The following is a 17,463-nucleotide window of genomic DNA, read 5'->3' on the forward strand; positions in this document are numbered from 1 at the left end:
ATGTCAGACGGCGATGTGACGGGTGAGGGCTTCGGGGTTCAACGCCTTCGGATCGCCGCGCTCGGCGACGCTGCCGCGGGACAGCACCACCACGGCATCGGCGACCCGGAGGGCGAAATCGAGGTACTGCTCCACGAGCAGCACGGTGATCCGGCCTTTGAGCCCGGCGATCACCGTCTCGATGGCGGCGACGATCGAGGGCTGGATGCCCTCGGTCGGCTCGTCGAGCAGGAGCGCGCGGGGCCGGGTGGCGAGCGCCCGGGCGATGGCGAGCTGCTGCTGCTGGCCGCCCGAGAGGTTGCCCCCGGGGCGGTGCCAGAGGCCGCGCAGCGCCGGGAACAGGGCGACCGCCTCGTCGACCGCGTCGGTCCGCTCCAGCCCGTGGGCCCGGGCCGCCACCCGCAGGTTCTCGGCCACGGTGAGATCGGGAAAGATCTCGCGCCCCTGCGGCACGTAGGCGAGGCCTGAGCGGGCGCGCCGGTCGGGCGACAGGCGCGTCAGCTCGGTCCCGTCGAGGGCGATCCGGCCGCGGCTTTCCGGGATCAGGCCGGTGAGGCAGCGCAGCAGCGTGGTCTTGCCGGCGCCGTTGCGGCCGAGCACGGCGAGGCAGGCCCCCGGCTCGACGGCGAGACCGATGCCGCGCAGCACCTGCGCGCTGCCGTAATGCTGGTCGAGACTCTCGACAGTGAGGCCCGCGGGTCGGGATACGTGCGTCATCGGCCGAGGAACACCTCGATCACCCGGGCATCGGCCCGCGCGCCCTGCATGCTGCCCTCGTAGAGCGTGCGGCCCTCGTGCAGCACCGTCACCCGGTCGGCGATGGCCTCGGCGAAGCCCATGTCGTGCTCGATCACCAGGATCGCCCGGTCCGGCCGGCGAAGGCTCCGGATCAGCGCGGCGGTCTGAGCGGTCTCGGCGTCGGAGAGCCCGGCGACGGGCTCGTCGAGGAGGAGCAGCGCCGGCTCGGCGGCGAGCACCATGCCGATCTCCAGCCATTGCTTCTCGCCGTGGGCGAGGCTGCCGGCCGGCACCTCGGCGCGGGGTCCGAGGCCGATCTCGCCGAGCACGGCGGCGATGCGCGCCGGGCGGTCGCGCGGACTCAGGGCGGGGCCGCAGCCGATCTCCAGGTTCTCGCGCACGGTGAGCGCCGGGAAGACGCTGGGCTTCTGGAACTTGCGCCGCACGCCGGCCTTCGCGATCTCGGCCTCGGAGCGCTTGGTCAGGTCGACGTGGTCGCCGAGCATCACCCGTCCGGAGACCGGCTTGGTGACGCCCGAGATCACGTCGAGCAGCGTGGTCTTGCCGGCGCCGTTCGGGCCGATCACGGCCCGGACCTCGCCGGGATCGACAGCGAGCGACACGGCATCGAGGGCCGTGAACCGGCCGAAGGCGACGGTGAGGGCGTCGACCACGAGGGCGGTCATCGGGCGCCCCGCAGCCAGGTCGGGCGCAGGCGCCAGCCCACGAGGTCGAGGAGCCCGTTCGGCAGGACCAGCACCACGAGCAGCACCAGCCCGGACAGGATGAACGGCCACGCCTCCGGCATCGCGGCGCTGAGCCAGAACTTCAGGCCGTTGACCAGGATCGCGCCGATCACCGCCCCGCCGAGCCGCCCCAGTCCGCCGATCGCCACCCAGACGGCGATCTCGATGGACAGGTCGGGCGCCAGCACCCGCGGGTTGATGATGCCGACCTGCGGCACGTAGAGGATGCCGGCCAGCGCCGCGATCATGGCCGAGAGGCACCAGATCCCGAGCTTCAGCCGCGTGGTGCTGTAGCCCAGCGTGCGCAGGCGGGTCTCGTCGTCGCGGCAGGCGAGCATCCGCCGCCCGACCGTGCTGCCGACGAGGAGCCGCGTGCCGGCGAGCACCACCGCCAGAGTCAGGAGGGCGGCGACCGCCAGCCCGGTGACCACGCCGGGCGAACCCATCGGCCAGCCGAACAGCAGCGGGAAGCCGGTCATGCCGTTGTTGCCGCCGAGCCCGGTGTCGTTGCGGTACATCAGCAGCATCGCGACGTAGACGAGCGCCTGGCTGATGATCGAGAAATAGACGCCGTTGACCCGCGAGCGGAACGAGGCGAGCCCGAACACGAAGGCGACGAGGCCGGCCAGCGCCAGGGCGAGGACGAAGGCGTAGGCGCCGTGGTCGAGGCCGGCCCAATAGGCCGGCAGGCTCTTCCAGCCCATGAACTGCACGAAGTCCGGCAGCACCCCGGTCACCGCGGCGCCGTGGGCCAGCAGGTGCATGGCGCAGACGTAGCCGCCGATCGCGAAGAACAGCCCGTGCCCCAGGCTGAGGATCCCGAGATAGCCCCAGACCAGATCCAGCGACACGGCGAGGATCGCGAAGGCCGCGAGCTGGCCCAGGGCGTTGACGAGATACGGGGCAGGGGGCGCCACGAGGATCGCCGCCGCGGCGGCGAGGCAGAGCCCCACGAGCCCCGCGACCAGGGGATCGCGCACGGCGCGGCGCGCCGGTCCGGCGGGAGCGACGAGGGCGGTCTGCACGGCGCCGTTCATCGCCGCCGCCGCACGGCGAACAGACCCTCGGGCCGGCGCTGCAGGAACAGGATGATGCCGACGAGCACGATCACCTTGGCGGCGACCGCGCCGGAGACCGGCTCGATCAGCACGTTGGCGCCGCCGACCCCGAGGGCCGCCACCAGTGTCCCGATGAGGCTGCCGACGCCGCCCAGCACCACGACCATGAAACTGTCGGCGATGAAGCCGGAGCCCATGCCGGGATTGACGCTGTAGATCGGGCAGAGCGCCACCCCGGCGAGGCCGGCCAGCCCCGAGCCGAGCCCGAAGGCGAGGCGGTCGACCCGCCGGGTCGGCAGCCCGAGGCAGGCGGCCATGTCGCGGTTCTGGGTCACGGCGCGGATGTCGAGCCCGAGCGGGGTGCGGCGCAGGATCAGGAGCGTCAGGACGAGCGTCGCCGCCGCGAAGCCGATGGCGAACAGCCGGTTCCAGGTCATGACGAAGTCGGCGTAGAGCGGCACGCCGCCGCTGACATAGGCCGGCATGACGAATTGCAGGTTCTGGGTGCCGACCGTCACGCGGACGAGGTTCACCAGGAACAGGCTCACCGCCCAGGTGGCGAGCAGGCTCATCAGCGGCCGCCGGTAGAGGTGGCGCAGGATCAGCGCCTCGACCGCGATCCCCACCAGGGCGACCGCCGCGAACGCCACCGGAACGGCGGCGAGCAGGTACAGGTCGAGCAGGCCGGGGGCGAGGCGGCGGAAGGCCTCCTGCACGCCGTAGGTGGCGTAGGCGCCGAGCATGATGAACTCGCCCTGGGCGAGGTTGATCACGCCCATCAGCCCGAAGATGATCGCGAGCCCGGCCGCCGCCATGAACAGGATGCTGGCGAAGCTCAGGCCGTTATAGAAGACCGCGAGGCCGTCCCCGACCGCCACCGCCCGGGAGACCTGCGCCAGCCCCGCATCGAGCGCCGCCCGGAAGGCCGGGTCGGCGCTGTAGGCGGGATCGCCCTTGAGCGCCGCGAGCCGCGCCTGCGCGGCCCCGGACGGGCTCGCGGCCACGGCGGCGATCGCCGCCCGGCGCCGGGCCGGATCGGGCGACGACAGGGCGGCCGCATGGGCGAGGCCGGTGATCGTCCCCTTCAGCGCGGCATCCGTCTCCGCGTCGCGGGCCCGGTCGAGCACGGCCGCCGGGACGGTGGCGATGCGCCGCTCCAGAACCGCCAGACCGGCGACGCGGGCGGCCGGATCCGGGCCGGTCAGCAGCGCGACGGTGCCGCGCGCGGTCTCCACGGCGGCGCGCTGGCGCAGGCCGAGGACCGGCGCGCGCGCCTCCGCGGCCGGACGCGTCGCGCCGGTGAGCGCGTCGCGGCCCTCCGGCGCGCCCGGACGGCCGAGCAGGAGCGCGCCCTCCGCCGGGCAGGCCAGGCGGCGCTCGGCGAGCGCGCCGAGAAGGCCGCCGGCGAAGGCGAGGTCGTCGGCCGCCAGATCGCCGGCGGCCTGGACGAGGCCTTCGGCCCCGCGAACCTGCGCAGCGCCGTCGCCGCACAGATCCGCCGCGAAGGCCGCCCGGTCGAGGGGCGCGGCGGAGGCCGGAACCGTCAGCAGCGCGAGACAGCAGAGCGCCAGTAGCGCGCGGAGCGGATCAGCCATAGGGGCTGAACGGGACCGGCTTCGGGGCGTTCGGCGATTGCCAGAGGACGTCGAAGCCGCGCTTCTCGTTGACCGAGCCGATGAACACGCCGCGCGAGACGTAGTTGTTCTCGCCCGTCATGGTCAGCGTGTAGCCCGACGGGTCGTCGAAGCTGAGGCCCGCGAAGGCCTTGCGCACCTCCGGCACCGCGAAGGAGCCGGCCTTGGCGGCGGCGAGCGCCCAGAGATGGACGCTGTCATAGGCCGAGACCATCGGGTCGATCACCGTGTCGGCGCTGAACGGGACGTTCTTGGCCTTCACGTAGGCCGCCCAGTCGGCGAGGAACTTCTGGTTGCGCTCACCCTTGGCGGCCTGGAGATAGGCCCAGCAATTCAGGTGGCCGGCGAGCTTTCCGGTATCGAGCCCTTCGAGATCGGCCTCCACCATGTCGAGGCCGAGGATCGGCACGTCGGTGGCGCTGATGCCCTGGTTGGCGAATTCGCGCAGGAAGTCGGGGATCGAGGAGCCGACGACGGTGAGCACCACGATCGCCTGGCCGCCGGGCTGGCTGGCGAAGCTGCGGACCTGGTTCACCAGCGTCTGGAAGTTCGAGAAGCCGAACGGCACGTATTCCTCGCGCCACGCGCTCTCCGGGATGCCCTTGCTCTTCCAGTAGCCCTTGAGCTGCTTGTTGATCGTGCGCGGCCAGACGTAGTCCGAGCCGATCATGAAGAAGCGCTTCGCCCCGACCCCGTCCGGGCCCATCAGGTAATCGACCGCCGGCAGCACGGAACTCGCGGGCGGCGAGTTCACGTAGACGACGTTCTTGGAGTTCTCGTCGCCCTCGAAGTGCAGCGGATAGAACAGCAGCCCGTCATTCTGCTCGACCACCGGCAGCACCGACTTGCGCGACACGGAGGTCCAGCAGCCGAACAGGGCCGCGACCTTCTCCTGCTGGAGCATCTGCCGGCCGACCTGGGCATAGAGCGGCCAGTCCGAGGCGGGATCGGAGGTCAGCACCTCGATCTGGCGGCCGTTGACGCCGCCGCGCCCGTTGATCGCGTCGGCGGCCATGCGGACCACGTGGTTCAGCCGGCCCTCGAGATTGGCCATCGTGCCCGAGGACGAGAACAGGCAGCCGAGCTTGACGGTGTCGGCCGCGAAGGCCGGACGGATGAGGGCCGGGGCCGCGAGCAGCGCCGCCGTGCCCAAGACGCCGCGTCGCGTGAGATGCGTCATCGACCCCGAAGCTCCCATGGATGGATCGGCCGATTGTCGGCCGAGGTCCGGGAGACGGGAAGGTCAAAGAGGCTGCAGGCCGGCGCGGGCCTTGCGCATATTGGCGGCATTTGTGCGCGCCGCGGGCGGTTCTGGGCCGAGAACGTCAAAATTCTCGTATTGAGTCTCAACCCTGTGCCGCCCGGAACGTGATGACGGGAGGCCTGCATCCTGCGACGGCGTCGATCGAAAGCCGTGTCGGACCGCGCGCGGACGGCCGCGCCGGCCGGGGCGCCTCCAGCCGACGCCGCGCCGGCACGGAAGTGGCAGGGTGGCGCCGTCGCGGTCCGCCCCGGACCCGCGCACCGGGAGCGGCGGGATGGACACGATAGCGGCGGTCGGCACGGCGGTCCGCGCACAACGCGGCCGGGTGGAGGCGCTGTTCGACGACCTCGCCCGGTGCGGCCGGACCGATCCCGGGTTCACGCGGGCCTCCTACAGCCCGGAGGAGACCGAGGCGCACGCGGTGGTGACGCGCTGCGCCGCCGATCTCGGCCTCGCGATCGGGCGGGACGCGGCTGCCAACACCACGATGACGCTGCCGGGGCGGGACCGGGGACTGCCGCCGATCCTGATCGGCTCCCACCTCGACACGGTCGCTCACGGCGGCAATTTCGACGGCGCCGCCGGGGTGGTGGCCGGGCTCGCCGCCGTCGCGGCGCTCCGCGCGATGGGGCTGACCCCGGCGCGCGACATCACCGTCATGGGCATCCGCGCCGAGGAGAGCGTCTGGTTCCAGGTCTCCTATATCGGCAGCCGGGCGGCCCTCGGAACCCTGCCGGACGGGGCGCTGGACGCTGCCCGGATCGACAGCGGCCTCAGCCTCGCCGCCCACATCGCCCGGGAGGGCGGCGACCCGGAAGCGCTGCGCAGCGGCCCGCCCGCCCTCGCGGCCGCCGCGATCCACGCCTTCCTGGAGGTGCATATCGAGCAGGCGCCGAGCCTGGAGGAGGCGGGGATCCCGGTCGGCCTCTGCACCGGGATCCCCGGCAACGTCCGCTACCCCGATGTCCGCATCGCCGGTCGCTACGACCATGTCGGAACGCCCCGCCGCTTCCGCCGCGACGCCGCCCTGGCCGGTGCGGAAATCGCCCTGGCCCTCGACAGGGTGTGGGCGGAGCACGAGGCGGCCGGCTGCCCGATGGCCGTCACCTTCGGCCGGTTCCACACCGATGCCGCGGCCCACGGCCTAACGACCGTCCCGGGCGAGTTCCGGTTCAGCCTCGACATGCGCGCCTACGCGGCCGAGGTGCTGGCGGATTTGGAGGCTGCGTTCCTGGCGGCCGTGACCGACGTGTCGGAGCGCCGCGGCGTCGCGGTGGCGCTCGGGCCCCGCGCCGAGGCGGGCGTCGGCGCGGTCTCGCCCGGGATCCGCGACGGGCTCGCGGCGGCGGCGGCGGCGCTCGGCATCGCCACCCGGCCCCTCGGCAGCCCGGCCTCGCACGACGCCGCCGCATTCGCCAAGGCCGGCGTGCCGATGGCCATGCTGTTCGTGCGCAACGCCAACGGCAGCCACAACCCCGATGAGGCCATGGCGACCGACGACCTCCTCGATGCCGTCGCGATCCTCACCGCCTGGCTGGTGGCGGAGACCTGCGGCGGCTGACGGCGGGCGCCCGCCAACCGGAAATGTGCGGCGTCAGGCGCCCGGCCGCGACCGGGTCGAGCATGATCGGCACCAGAGCCTGGACCCCGGTGAGGCCGGCCGGGCAGTCCGGCCGGGGCCGCGCCCTGGCGGCCCGCGTGAGGATTCGCGCCGTGTCAGCGGGCCTCGGCCGCCTGCGCCGTGACGTGGTCCGCGATGGCGCCGGCTGTGGTGAGCCAGATGTCGGCGCGCCGGTCGACGATGTGCTGGAGCGCCTGCCGCAGGGGCCGCAGCCGGTGCGGGCGCCCGACGATGTAGGGGTGGAGCGCGATGCCCATGACCAGGGGCGCGGCCCGCGCCTGCTCCAGCATCTCGCCGAAGGCGTCGACGATGGCATCGGCGAACTGGCGGCCCGTCTCCTTGCGGGCCACGATCGCGGGGATGTCGTTGAGTTCCTGCGGGTAGGGCACCGTCAGGATTCGGCCGCCGCCGCGCGTCGCGAACCAGGTCGGCTGGTCGTCGTGGTCCCAGTCGAGCAGGTAGCGGTAGCCGGCCTCGGCGAGGAGATCGGGCGTCACCCGCGATTGCGAGATCCACGGCCCGAGCCAGCCGGCCGGCGGGCGGCCCTCCTGCGCGGCGATCACCCGCGTCGTCTCGGCGATCAGCGCCCGCTCGGCGGCCTCGTCGAGGGTGCCCTGCCGCTCGGCGTTGGTCCGCCCGTGGCCGACGATCTCGTCGCCCCGCGCCCGGAACGCCTCGATCAGCCCGGGGCAGTCCCGGTAGAGGTTGCTGTTGACCAGCACGCTCGCCGGCATCGCCAGCTCGTCCAGCATCGCGGCGATCCGCCAGGCGCCGACCCGGTTGCCCCAGTCGCGCCACGCGTAGTTGAGCACGTCCGGCTGCGGGCCGCCCGGCGCGAGCTCGGCGCCCAGGCCCTCGCCGAACGCGAAGGTCTCGAGGTTCAGCCCGATATAGACGGCCAGCCGCTTGCCCTCCGGCCAATCGTAGACCGGCCGGTCGGGGAGGGCGCTGTAGCCGTAGCGGCCGTGTCCGGCATTCGTGTCCATCAGGGCCCCCTTACGCCGCACCGAGATAGGCCGCTTCCAGCCCCTTGTCCGCCGACAGCTCCGCGGCGGTTCCGCGCGCGACGACCCGGCCCTGCTCCAGCACGTAGCCGCGGTCGGCGACCGTGAGGGCCAGCGCCGCCATCTGGTCGACGATCAGGATGGTGACGCCCTCGTCGCGCAGCTCGGCCACGGTGGCGTAGAGGGCGTTGATCATCGCCGGGGCGAGGCCGAGCGACGGCTCGTCGAGGAGCAGGATGCGCGGATGCGCCATCAACCCGCGGGCGATGGCCAGCATCTGCTGCTCGCCGCCGGAGAGCAGGCCCGCCCGGCTTGCCGAGCGGTCGCGCAGCCGCGGGAACCGGTCGAGCAGGCGCTCCACCTCGGCCGGGTCGATCGGCGTCCCGCGCCCGAAGGCACCGAGGCGGATGTTCTCGACGACGGTGAGCTCCGGGAAGACCTGCCGGCCCTCCGGCACCAGCACGAGGCCGCCGCGGGCGATCCGGTGCGCGGGCAGCGCGTCGATGCGCCGGCCGTCGAACACGACCGATCCCGCGACCGGGCGCAGCAGCCCCGCCAGCGCCCGCATGGCCGTGGACTTGCCGGCGCCGTTCGCGCCCAGCAGGGCGACGGTCTCGCCCGGCCGCACGTCGAGATGGACGCCGTCGAGGACGGGCGCGGCGCCGTAGCCGGCGGTCAGGTCGAGGACCGAGAGGATCGCGTCCGCCGGACCCTGCCACGGCGCGCTCCGCGGCCGGGCCGGCGTGTCGGCGCCGCCGAGATAGGCGCGCAGGACCGCCGGGTCGCGCCGGATCTCGGCGGGCGTGCCCCGCGCGATCGGGCGCCCGGCATCCATGACGAGGATGTGGTCGGAGATGCCCATCACCAGCGGCATGTCGTGCTCGACCAGCACCACCGCGACGCCGCTGTCGGCGATCCGGCGGATCAGCCGGGCCAGCCGGTCGGTATCGGACCGCGACAGGCCGGCGGCGGGCTCGTCGAGGAGCAGCACCGCGGGGCTGCCGGCGAGCGCCCGGGCAATCTCCACGAGGCGCCGGTCGACATGGGGCAGCTCGGCGGCCGGGCGGTCGAGGGCGCCGCGGTAGCCGACGAAGGACAGGAGCGCGGTGGCGGTCCGGCGGTCCCCCGCGCGGGCGCGGCGCCACAGCCGGCCCGGCGCGAGGCCGAGGGCGACGTTGTCGACCACCGGCAGCGAGCCGAACAGGCGCGTGGTCTGGTAGGTGCGCGCGATGCCGGCCCGGGCGACGACGTGCGCGGGCCGGCCGGCGAGCTCGCGGTTTCCGAGCCGGATCGCCCCGGCGCTCGGGCGGTAGAAGCCCGAGACCATGTTGAGAACGGTGGTCTTACCGGCGCCGTTCGGGCCGATCACGCTGGTGACGGCCGCTGGCCGGGCGGTGAGGTCGACCCCCTCGGCCGCCGTGATGCCGCCGAAGCGGATACCGAGCCCCTCGAGGACGAGGGCCTCACGCGCCGTCGCGCCGGGCAGCGGCGCGTCCCCACTCTCCGCGGCGGCCGGCGCGTCTCGGCCGCGGGGCAGCAGGCGAGCGAGGCTGCCGACCAGCCCCGAGGGCACCAGCCACAGCACCGCCAGGGTCGCGACGCCGAAGAACAGCAGGCGGTACTCGGCGAGCCCCGACAGCGCCTCCGGCAGCAGCACGGTGACGAGGGCGCCGAGGAGCGGGCCGAGCACCGTGCCGGCGCCGCCGACGATCACCGAGAGGACGAACAGGATCGACTGCGAGAACGGGAACGAGCTCGGCGCGATGAACAGCATCAGCGGCGGCAGGACAGCCCCCGCGAGGCCGGTCAGGGCCGCGGAGATCGCGAAGGCCAGGGTCTTCACCCGGACCGGATCGAAGCCCAGAGCCGCGGCCGCGACGTCGGCGTCGCGCACCGCGCGCATCGCCCGGCCGAGGCGGCTTCGGGCGAGGATGTCGAACCCGGCGAGGCTGGCGCCGGCCGCGAGCACCGCCAGCACCGCGAGCCCGGCCGGCGAGAGTGACTCGCCGAAAAGCGTCGGCGCGTCGGTGACGACGAGGCCGTTCTGGCCGCCGGTCAGCGCGCCGCCCTCGATCAGCCCGTGCTCGACGATGAAGCCGAAGGCGATCGTCAGCATGGCGAGGTAGGGGCCCTTCACCCGCATCGCCGGCACCGCCACGAGGCCGCCGACGAGCGCCGCGACCAGGGCCGCCGCCGGGAGCGCCAGCCAGAAGCTGACGCCGTGGAGCGTCAGGATCGCGCTCGCGTAGGCGCCGATCGCATAGAAGCCGGCATGGCCGAAGGAGATCAGCCCGGTCAGGCCGAGGAGCACGTTGAGGCCGACGCCCGCCACCGTGGTCAGCGCCACGAGGGCGATCACGAAGTGGCTGTAGCCGGCGGTCAGCGCGACGAGGCCGAGCGCGGCGGCGGTGAGGCCGGCGATGCCGAGCCGCATCGCCGGGGCCGAGCGCAGGTACGGCATCGCGTCAGACCTTGTTGACCGCGGCGCGGCCGAGCAGGCCGTCGGGGCGCAGGGTGAGGGCCAGGATGATCACCGAGAACACCACGAGCTGCGTGTAGGTCGAGCCGAGGGTCGCGGTGACGCCGGCCTCGACGAGGCCGTAGAGCAGCCCCGCCAGGATCACCCCGGTGGCGGAGCCGATGCCGCCGAGGATCGCCACCGCGAAGGCCTTGAGGCCGAACAGGGTGCCAAGCTCGGCCGAGACCGAGAACAGCGGCGCGATCAGCAGGCCCGCGATGCCGGCCAGCACCGCCGAGAGCGCGAAGGCGCAGGCCACGGTGCGGCGCACGTCGATCCCCATCAGGCGGGCGGCGTCGGCGTTCTGCGCCACGGCGAGCAGGACGCGGCCGAGATCGGTCCGGCGGAACACCGTGCGGATCGCGAAGGCGAGCGCGATCCCGACGACCGGAATCACGAGCTGCAGCGGGTAGATGCCGGTCCCGAGGATCTCCACCGGCTTCATCGCCAGCGGCGAGGGCAGGCTGCGCGGCTCCTTGCCGAAGGTGAACAGCACGGTGTTGTCGAGGACGATGCCGCCCGCCACCGTCGCGAGCAGCCACGCATCCGAGCCGCGCGCCACGAACGGGCGGACCAGCGCCCGCTCGACCACGAGGCCGAACAGGGCGCAGCCGGCGAGCGCCAGGACGATCGCCGCGGACATCGGCCAACCGAGGGTGACGCCGAGCGCGTAACCCAGGACCGCCCCCAGGGTGACGACGCTGCCCTGCGCGAAGTTCACGGTCCCCGACACCGCGTAGGTCACGTGGAAGCCGAGGGCCACGAGCCCGTACATGCTGCCGAGGCCGAGGCCGCTGACGAGGATGGAGGTCAGCATCGCCGGGCTCAGTTGGTCACCGCGACGATCTCACCGTCCTTGAAGCGGGTGAACACGTAATCGTTCGGGCCGAGCGCGTCGTGCTGGCCGGGGGCGAAGGGCTTGTCGTAGGTTTTGATCAGGCCCGGATAGGTGCCGATCTTGTAGAAGCCGTCGCGGACCTTCGGGCCTTCGGTGGAGCCGGCGGCCTGGATGGCGAGCGCCAGCAGGTGGGTCGCGTCGTAGGCGTTGGCGATGCCGACGGCGGGGGTGACGTCGGCCATCGACTTGATCGCCGGGTACTTGGCCTTGAGCGCGTCGAGCACCGCGCTCGCCTTCGGAGACGTGTTGCCGGCAAAAGTGAAGGTCTGGATGAAGTGGACCTTACCGGCGCTCGGGCCGGCGAGCTCGTCGAAGCGCCCGCCCGCCGGGCCCCAATGCGAGACGACCGGCACCGACCAGCCCATCCGGTCGAGGGACTTCACCACCTGGGCCGAGGGGCCGACATTGCCGACCAGGAACAGCGCGTCGGCCCCGGCCTCCTTCAGCCGGGACAGCTGGGGCACCATGTCGACGTCGTTGGCCTCGTACTTCTCGATGCCCGCCGCCGGGAGGTTGGCCGCCTGCAGGGCGTCCTTGAGGCCCTTCTGGTTCGACTCGCCCCAGGCGTTGTTGACGAGGATCATGCCGGGCTTTTTCGCCCCGTAGGTCTTCACCGCGTAGGCGACCAGCGCCTCGTCGACGAGGGCGTCGACCGCGGAGACCCGGAAGGCGTAATTGTCGGCGGCGCCGTTGCGGGTGATGCCGGTGCCGGCCGCCCAGGGGCCGATGAACGGCACCTTCATCTGGTTGGCGATCGGCACGATCGCCATCGAGACCGGCGTGTCGAGGCCGCCGACCACCGCGACGACGCCGACCCGCTGGATCAGCTCGCGGGTCGCCAGCACGCCCTTGGACGGGTTGGCCTCGTCGTCGCGGGCCACGAGCTCGAGGGGGCGCCCGAGGACGCCGCCCTTGGCGTTGATCTCGTCGATGGCGAGACCGATCCCGCGGGAGATCGCCTCGCCGGACTTGGCGGACTGGCCGCTCAGGGCGGTCACGAGGCCGATCTTGACGGTGTCGGCCGCTTGCGCGGTCGAGACGGCGAGGCCGAGCAGGGCGCTCGTCGTCACCGCGATGCGGCGCAGGGTCGGGGGCAGGAAGGAGGCCATGGCGTGTCTCCGAGGGCGGGGCGCAGCCTGCCGAGCGCAACCTCCATGCCACTGAAAACCCGATGCTTCGCCGCCCGGAGGGCCGCCGTGCGTGCACCTCAGGAGGCATTCTGTGCTCAATCACGTGCCAAAGTGCATACACTTCCCGCATGCACCGGTTGGTCTTTTGCGGCACGTTAGGCCCGACAGGAGGCCTGCCATGACCGACGTGATCCACGATGCCGCCACCGCGCGCGACGCCGCCAACGTCACCGCCTATCTCGAGGCTTCGATGGTGCCGGATCCCGAGACGGCCGCGCGCTACATGGCGCCGAACACGCGGATCGTGTTCACCGGCGCCCGGGTGTTCAACCATCCGTCCGAGGTCACGGCCTTCAATGCCGGCCGCTACGCCTGGGTGAAGAAGCGGATGGAGCGGCTGGACGTGGTGCCGGGCGACGGCGTCACCACGGTCTACAGCCTCGGCACCCTGTACGGCGCATGGCCGGACGGCACCCCGTTCGAGGGCAACCGCTACGTCGACCGCTTCACCGTGCGCGACGGGCTGATCGTCGGCATGGAGGTCTGGAACGACAGCGCCGAGCGCCTGCTGACCAAGCACGGCCTTACGGCCTGACGCCGCGGGCTCAGGCCCCGCCGCCCGCGACGTAGGGCGCCAGCAGGCGTGCGAGATCGCGCTCGCGCGGGGCCGGCGGGACGATGCGTGCCCGGTCCGCCACCGCGTCGAGATGGTGGTCCATGAGCGCGGCGGCGCGCTCGGCATCGCCCGCGACCAGGGCGGCGACGATGTCGCGGTGCTCGCTGACAGCGCAGTCCGAGGAATGCGGGCGGCTGTAGAGGGACAGGATCAGGGCGCAGCGATAGCCGAGTTCCGCGACGTAGCGGGTCAGCACGGCGCTCCCGGTCATCTCGGCGAGCATCAGGTGGAATTCGGTGGCGAGCCGGATCGACAGCGCCTCCGGCCCGCCCCGGGCGGCCTCCTCGCGAGCGATCTGGTCCAGCAGGCCCTGGCGCTGTTCCGGGCTGAGCTGCCCGGCGAGGCGGCGCACCACCAGCCGCTCCAGGCCGAGACGCACGTCGAAGGTGTCGCGCGCCTCCTCCCAGCTCGGCGTCGCCACGACGGCGATGCGGTTGCGGCGCAGGTCGACTAGCCCTTCCCCGGCCAGCCGCAGCAGGGCCTGCCGCGCGATGGTGCGGCTGACCCCGAACCGCTCGCCGAGGGCATCCTCGGGCAGACGGTCTCCGGGGGCGAGCGCCCGCTCCACGATGGCGTGCCGCAGCGCCTGGCAGATCGCGCCCACGCGATCCCCGTCGTCTCGCGCCTTCATCGACGTCCCGGGCTTGGCGCCACCGCCCCTGCGGATTGGTCGGTCATGATCCTCTCGGGGTCGCGATCCGCTCCGGCGACCCGGACGGATGTCCCATGCGCTGTCTGCCGAAGCGGACCTCCGGGTGCAACGGTCACGCCAGCCGTTTCGGACAGGCTCGGAGCCCGTCCGCCTTTCCGACCGACCCTATCGGGAGCGGACGGGCGGCGTCCGGCCAATGGCGCCCGTTCACGGCCGGACAGACGGCGGACAAGCAGGCACCCGGAATGGCCGCCTTCGCCGCATGTTGCGGAGATCCGGAAAGCGCCCTATCGGCGGCGATGATGCCCGGCCGATCCCTGCGCACCGTCAGGTCCGATAGCCTTTTCGACGAAGTCAGCGCGCGGCTCCCGCTGTTCGAGGCTCTGCCGCCCGACACGCTCCAGCATCTCGTGACGGCGGGTTTCGGCCGCGGTTTCCTGACGGCCTCCCTGCGGGCCCGTCTGCGTAAGGCCGGGTACCGGGATCTCGGTCACCTGGCCCAGTCGTCGCCGGAGGCGATCAGCGGGATCCGGAAGTTCGGTCCGGTCCGCGTCGCGGCGGTTCGGACGTTCATCCTCAACGAGATCGCCCGGTGGCTGCCGGGCGCACGCGATGTGCACACGGAGGGGGCCACCGGAACGCGGAGGCTCGGACGGCTGCGGGACATTCCGGTCGAGCGTCTGCCCCTGGGCGCCGACGCCATCGCCGCGCTCGGCTTGGCGGGCGGGACCTGCGCGGATCTCGCCGACCGGTCACGCCGCGACCTCCTGGGCACAGGCGCCGTGATGTCCGGCGATGTGGATCGCCTCGTCGCGACGCTCGCCCGCTTCCTGGCCGTGGCCGGCGCGCCTGCTCCGCGCGCCGCGGACGCGACGATGGACGCGCCCGCGACGGACGCGGAGGTCGTCGCGGCGCGCCGTGCCGCTCTGCGCGCGCAGCAGGATCGCGAGTGGGAGGAGGCCGCCCCGGCCGGAGATCGGCGTCAGGGTGGCACGTCCCGCACGGCCTGAACGCGTACCCGCGCCATCCCCGCAGGACCGGATCAAAGTCCGCGGAGGCGGGCCGACCCGGAGCATGCTACGGTGTAGTCGGGGAGGATGAGCGATGCGACGGCGGTACGCCGCGCCCGCTGCTGCGCTGGCCGTCATCATCGCCGCTGCAGCCGGCGCGATCCTCGTGCATGTCCTGCTCGGGCTGTTCGAGCTCAAGCTCGCCATCGCCGAGACGAGCACCGAGGATCGTCAGGCCGCCACGGCCCTGATCGGATTGTTCTCCGCCGAGCATCCGCGCGTGCGGATCAGGACCGTCCTGGCGCCGGATCGGTTGGGCACCGCGGCGGCCCTGGACAGGGGTGAGGCCCAACTCGCCCTCGTGCGCGCCGACGCCGCTCCGCAGGACGGACAGACGCTCGTCATCACCCGTCGCGACGCTGTGGTGTTCGTCGCCCCCGGTGGCAGCCACGTCGACAGCATCGCCAAGCTGCGCGGAGAAACGGTGGCGCTCCTGGATGGGCGTAAGCTCGACCCGCACCTGCTCGACCGCATCCTGACGCATTACGGCGTCCCGCCCGAGAGCGTGCGCCGCGAGGTGCTGCGTATGGATCAACTGACCGACGCAGCACGGCACCATCGCATCGGCGCGGTTTTTGTCGTCGCGCCCGTCGCCGGCAAGGTGTGGCTGCCGCTCTACACGGCCCTGCGCAAGGGCTCCGGTGCGCCGCGGACCTTCGAGGTCGACGAGGCGGCCGCGCTTGCCCGCGAGCACCCGGTCCTGAGCACGATCGACCTGCCCAAAGGCGCGTTCGTGGGCTCGATCCCGGCGCCCAGTGACGACATCACGACCCTGTCGGTCAGTCACCGGCTCGTCGCGCGCAGCAGAATGCCGGATTGGCTCGCCGGCGAGATCACGCGGGAGGTCCTGACCGGCAAGCCGAAGCTCGTCGCCATGGACGATGACCTCAGCGGGATCGAGGCGCCGGACACGGACGACAAGGCCCAGGCGCTGCCGATCCATCCGGGCGCGGCCGCCTACCTGTCGGGCAACCTGCCGAGCTTGTCCGACCAAGCCCAGAGCGTGGCCTATTGGCTCGGACTGGTGGCGAGCGCGATCGCCTCGTTGAGCGCGACCGGCATGGCGTTGCATCACCGCTATCGGCCGCCGCGACCGCCGACGCGGGTCATGCGCCTCCTGGAGATCTGGTTGGCCGTGCGCACGGCCGACGCGGCGGACTTGGCCGGTCTGGAGGCGGAGACGGACGCGATCGTGGAGGCCGTCGTCCGGGAGGAGGCGCACGGGCGCACGGAGACCATCGAGATGCGGCTCGTCGCGCTCCTCGCCACCCATGTGCACGAGGCGGTGCGCCGTCGGGCCGGGCGTGCCGTCGCGGGCGGCCCTCATCCCGTCCCGTGACAGAGGCCAGGAATCGCTGGCTTGGCTGAGGGGCGCGACCGGCGCCGCGTCCGGTGCTCGGCGGGACAGGGCGTCGAACCCGTCCCGGCCGGTGATCGCGGCGAACGGGCGAACCACGGGCCGGGCCTGCTGGTCCACAGCGCACGTGGCGAGCGCGATATTGATGCCGCCTTGCAGGCTTGATGACGATCCGCCCTGAATGCGGAACAGCTCGACGCTTCGCCCTGTATACGATCGATCCGAATGCCGGTGGTCCGGGGTTCGCGGGCGTCGGCCGGCCGGTACGCGTGACCGATCCCGTGAGGCTCTCTCTGGAGACGCTGGCGGCGTGGGGACACCTTTCGGTGCCGGTTCCTTTGGGGAGTGGTGGGCAGCATGAGTAGCGCGGTCGTCGTCGGCGCCTCGGGCGGGATCGGCCGCGCCCTCGTTGCGGCGCTCGCGGCAGGCGGTATGAACGAGCCCGTCTTCGCTCTGTCGCGTGCGCAGGTGTCCCAACCCGAACCTGTGCGCTCCCTGTCCGTCGACATCACGGACGAGGCGTCCATCGCGGCTGCGGCCCAGGCGGTCGGAACGGCGGGACCGGTCGGGCTGGTCCTCGTCGCCAGCGGCTTGCTGCACGGGCCGGATATCGCGCCGGAGAAGGCGATCCGCGCCCTGGATCCGGCCGCGATGACCCGGGTGTTCGCCGTGAACGCCATCGGCCCCGCGCTCGTGGCCAAGCATTTCCTGCCGCTGATGCCGCGTACCGAACGCGGTGTGTTCGCGGCTCTCTCCGCACGCGTCGGCTCGATCGGCGACAACCGCCTGGGTGGATGGTACGCTTACCGGGCGTCGAAGGCGGCGCTGAACCAGATCCTCCGCACCCTCGCCGTCGAGACGGCGCGCAGCCACCCGGGGTTGATCGTCGTCGGTCTCCATCCCGGAACCGTGCGGACGGCGTTGTCCCACCCGTTTCGCCCGCAGGCTGGAACGCCCGGCGTGTTCACGCCCGACGCGAGTGCAGCCCATCTGCTGCGGGTCGTGTCCGGGCTGCAGAGCCGGGATTCCGGTCAGACCTTCGCGTGGGACGGGCAGCCGATCCCGCCGTGATGCGGGCCCGATATCGTCATTCTCCC

15 protein-coding genes are annotated in these 17,463 nt (G+C 72.8%); 5 read left to right on the top strand and 10 right to left on the bottom strand.

Annotated elements, in window-relative coordinates; translation table 11 throughout:
- Positions 1-3 precede the first annotated feature (3 nt).
- From urtE to M6G65_RS25855, 5 genes are read right to left on the bottom strand one after another with little or no spacing between them, the layout of a single operon-like run.
- Positions 4-717 carry an urea ABC transporter ATP-binding subunit UrtE gene (gene urtE / locus M6G65_RS25835; RefSeq protein WP_250103060.1) on the bottom strand — a complete coding sequence of 238 codons (714 nt, stop codon included), beginning with the start codon at positions 715-717 and terminating at the stop codon, positions 4-6.
- Complete coding sequence (locus M6G65_RS25840) at positions 714-1,424, bottom strand: ATP-binding cassette domain-containing protein (RefSeq protein ID WP_250103061.1); 711 nt, start codon at positions 1,422-1,424, stop codon at positions 714-716. Before M6G65_RS25840 ends, urtE begins: the two co-directional genes overlap by 4 nt.
- Positions 1,421-2,521: an urea ABC transporter permease subunit UrtC gene (urtC, locus tag M6G65_RS25845; protein WP_238198440.1), complete on the bottom strand. Its 1,101-nt coding sequence runs from the start codon at positions 2,519-2,521 to the stop codon at positions 1,421-1,423. Before urtC ends, M6G65_RS25840 begins: the two co-directional genes overlap by 4 nt.
- Complete coding sequence (gene urtB, locus M6G65_RS25850) at positions 2,518-4,137, bottom strand: urea ABC transporter permease subunit UrtB (protein WP_250103062.1); 1,620 nt, start codon at positions 4,135-4,137, stop codon at positions 2,518-2,520. The genes urtC and urtB overlap by 4 nt, the downstream gene beginning before the upstream one ends.
- Positions 4,130-5,356 (bottom strand): transporter substrate-binding protein, encoded by a 1,227-nt coding sequence (locus tag M6G65_RS25855; protein WP_238198444.1) that lies wholly within the window; start codon positions 5,354-5,356, stop codon positions 4,130-4,132. The genes urtB and M6G65_RS25855 overlap by 8 nt, the downstream gene beginning before the upstream one ends.
- A gap of 358 nt (positions 5,357-5,714) precedes the next feature.
- Here M6G65_RS25855 and M6G65_RS25860 point away from each other — a divergent pair, with 358 nt between their 5' ends.
- Positions 5,715-7,001 carry a Zn-dependent hydrolase gene (locus M6G65_RS25860; RefSeq protein ID WP_238198446.1) on the top strand — a complete coding sequence of 429 codons (1,287 nt, stop codon included), beginning with the start codon at positions 5,715-5,717 and terminating at the stop codon, positions 6,999-7,001.
- Positions 7,002-7,156: 155 nt separating this feature from the next.
- On the opposite strand, the gene M6G65_RS25865 is transcribed toward M6G65_RS25860, so the two are convergent.
- From M6G65_RS25865 to M6G65_RS25880, 4 genes are read right to left on the bottom strand one after another with little or no spacing between them, the layout of a single operon-like run.
- Complete coding sequence (locus M6G65_RS25865; protein WP_250103063.1) at positions 7,157-8,047, bottom strand: polysaccharide deacetylase family protein; 891 nt, start codon at positions 8,045-8,047, stop codon at positions 7,157-7,159.
- A 10-nt stretch (positions 8,048-8,057) separates the two neighbouring features.
- Positions 8,058-10,526 (bottom strand): branched-chain amino acid ABC transporter ATP-binding protein/permease, encoded by a 2,469-nt coding sequence (locus M6G65_RS25870; RefSeq protein WP_238198451.1) that lies wholly within the window; start codon positions 10,524-10,526, stop codon positions 8,058-8,060.
- 4 nt (positions 10,527-10,530) lie between these two features.
- Complete coding sequence (locus M6G65_RS25875) at positions 10,531-11,400, bottom strand: branched-chain amino acid ABC transporter permease (RefSeq protein ID WP_238198453.1); 870 nt, start codon at positions 11,398-11,400, stop codon at positions 10,531-10,533.
- An 8-nt stretch (positions 11,401-11,408) separates the two neighbouring features.
- Entirely contained in the window at positions 11,409-12,590 is a 1,182-nt protein-coding gene (locus M6G65_RS25880) for an ABC transporter substrate-binding protein (RefSeq protein WP_238198456.1), read from the bottom strand.
- Positions 12,591-12,789: 199 nt separating this feature from the next.
- On the opposite strand from M6G65_RS25880, the gene M6G65_RS25885 reads away from it, so the two are divergent.
- Entirely contained in the window at positions 12,790-13,206 is a 417-nt protein-coding gene (locus tag M6G65_RS25885) for a nuclear transport factor 2 family protein (RefSeq protein ID WP_238198458.1), read from the top strand.
- Positions 13,207-13,216: 10 nt separating this feature from the next.
- Here the strand turns inward: M6G65_RS25885 and M6G65_RS25890 are convergent, their stop codons facing one another.
- The gene (locus M6G65_RS25890) at positions 13,217-13,918 is read right to left on the bottom strand and encodes a GntR family transcriptional regulator (protein ID WP_238198460.1); all 702 of its coding nucleotides are present in this window, start codon (positions 13,916-13,918) and stop codon (positions 13,217-13,219) included.
- 323 nt (positions 13,919-14,241) lie between these two features.
- Between M6G65_RS25890 and M6G65_RS25895 the strand changes: the two genes are divergently transcribed.
- The 3 genes from M6G65_RS25895 to M6G65_RS25905 all read left to right on the top strand — a co-directional run bounded on the left by M6G65_RS25895 (position 14,242) and on the right by M6G65_RS25905 (position 17,437).
- Positions 14,242-14,949 (top strand): hypothetical protein, encoded by a 708-nt coding sequence (locus tag M6G65_RS25895; RefSeq protein WP_238198462.1) that lies wholly within the window; start codon positions 14,242-14,244, stop codon positions 14,947-14,949.
- Between the two features lie 94 nt (positions 14,950-15,043).
- Positions 15,044-16,348 carry a TAXI family TRAP transporter solute-binding subunit gene (locus M6G65_RS25900; RefSeq protein ID WP_238198464.1) on the top strand — a complete coding sequence of 435 codons (1,305 nt, stop codon included), beginning with the start codon at positions 15,044-15,046 and terminating at the stop codon, positions 16,346-16,348.
- Positions 16,349-16,723: 375 nt separating this feature from the next.
- The gene (locus M6G65_RS25905) at positions 16,724-17,437 is read left to right on the top strand and encodes an SDR family NAD(P)-dependent oxidoreductase (protein ID WP_238198467.1); all 714 of its coding nucleotides are present in this window, start codon (positions 16,724-16,726) and stop codon (positions 17,435-17,437) included.
- Positions 17,438-17,463: the final 26 nt, after the last annotated feature.

Source organism: Methylobacterium tardum, assembly GCF_023546765.1.
Taxonomy (GTDB): Bacteria; Pseudomonadota; Alphaproteobacteria; order Rhizobiales; family Beijerinckiaceae; genus Methylobacterium; species Methylobacterium tardum.

Excerpts from the sequence above, each read along its gene's own strand:
- M6G65_RS25880 (WP_238198456.1), bottom strand. The coding sequence starts at position 12,590 with ATGGCCTCCTTCCTGCCCCCGACCCTGCGCCGCATCGCGGTGACGACG.
- M6G65_RS25840 (WP_250103061.1), bottom strand. The coding sequence starts at position 1,424 with ATGACCGCCCTCGTGGTCGACGCCCTCACCGTCGCCTTCGGCCGGTTC.
- M6G65_RS25865 (WP_250103063.1), bottom strand. The coding sequence starts at position 8,047 with ATGGACACGAATGCCGGACACGGCCGCTACGGCTACAGCGCCCTCCCC.
- M6G65_RS25855 (WP_238198444.1), bottom strand. The coding sequence starts at position 5,356 with ATGACGCATCTCACGCGACGCGGCGTCTTGGGCACGGCGGCGCTGCTC.
- M6G65_RS25905 (WP_238198467.1), top strand. The coding sequence starts at position 16,724 with ATGAGTAGCGCGGTCGTCGTCGGCGCCTCGGGCGGGATCGGCCGCGCC.
- urtC (WP_238198440.1), bottom strand. The coding sequence starts at position 2,521 with ATGAACGGCGCCGTGCAGACCGCCCTCGTCGCTCCCGCCGGACCGGCG.
- M6G65_RS25890 (WP_238198460.1), bottom strand. The coding sequence starts at position 13,918 with ATGAAGGCGCGAGACGACGGGGATCGCGTGGGCGCGATCTGCCAGGCG.
- M6G65_RS25895 (WP_238198462.1), top strand. The coding sequence starts at position 14,242 with ATGCCCGGCCGATCCCTGCGCACCGTCAGGTCCGATAGCCTTTTCGAC.
- M6G65_RS25875 (WP_238198453.1), bottom strand. The coding sequence starts at position 11,400 with ATGCTGACCTCCATCCTCGTCAGCGGCCTCGGCCTCGGCAGCATGTAC.
- M6G65_RS25885 (WP_238198458.1), top strand. The coding sequence starts at position 12,790 with ATGACCGACGTGATCCACGATGCCGCCACCGCGCGCGACGCCGCCAAC.
- M6G65_RS25860 (WP_238198446.1), top strand. The coding sequence starts at position 5,715 with ATGGACACGATAGCGGCGGTCGGCACGGCGGTCCGCGCACAACGCGGC.
- M6G65_RS25870 (WP_238198451.1), bottom strand. The coding sequence starts at position 10,526 with ATGCCGTACCTGCGCTCGGCCCCGGCGATGCGGCTCGGCATCGCCGGC.
- urtB (WP_250103062.1), bottom strand. The coding sequence starts at position 4,137 with ATGGCTGATCCGCTCCGCGCGCTACTGGCGCTCTGCTGTCTCGCGCTG.
- urtE (WP_250103060.1), bottom strand. The coding sequence starts at position 717 with ATGACGCACGTATCCCGACCCGCGGGCCTCACTGTCGAGAGTCTCGAC.
- M6G65_RS25900 (WP_238198464.1), top strand. The coding sequence starts at position 15,044 with ATGCGACGGCGGTACGCCGCGCCCGCTGCTGCGCTGGCCGTCATCATC.